Here is a 398-nt window from a genome sequence, read left to right on the forward strand (position 1 = left end):
AGCTCGGGCAGCAGGTCGCTGGGCTTGGCGACGTGGAAGGCGCCTGAGGCGATGAACAGCACATGGTCGGTCTTCACCGGTCCGTATTTCGTCGAGACCGTGGTGCCCTCGATCAAGGGCAGCAGGTCGCGCTGCACCCCTTCACGCGACACGTCGGCGCCTGACGCGCCTTGGCGAGCCGCCACCTTGTCGATCTCGTCCAGGAAGACGATGCCCTCGTTCTCGGCCAGTTTCAGCGCCTCTTGCGTCAGGCTGTCCTGATCCAGCAGCTTGTCGCCTTCTTCAGCGATTAGGGGCGTCGTCGCATCTCGCACCGCAAGCTTGACGGTCTTGGTGCGCCCGCCGCCCATCTTGCCCAGCATTTCCGACAGGTTCAGCAGGCCGACGTTGCCGCCGCC

General features: G+C 65.1%; 1 protein-coding gene. It reads right to left on the reverse strand.

Annotation, left to right across the window (positions count from 1 at the left end):
• Positions 1–398: AAA family ATPase (locus B3T77_RS01600; protein WP_292076508.1), on the reverse strand; the 398-nt coding region annotated here is incomplete at both ends.

This window comes from Brevundimonas sp. UBA7838 (assembly GCF_002500885.1).
Classification (GTDB): Bacteria; Pseudomonadota; Alphaproteobacteria; order Caulobacterales; family Caulobacteraceae; genus Brevundimonas; species Brevundimonas vesicularis_C.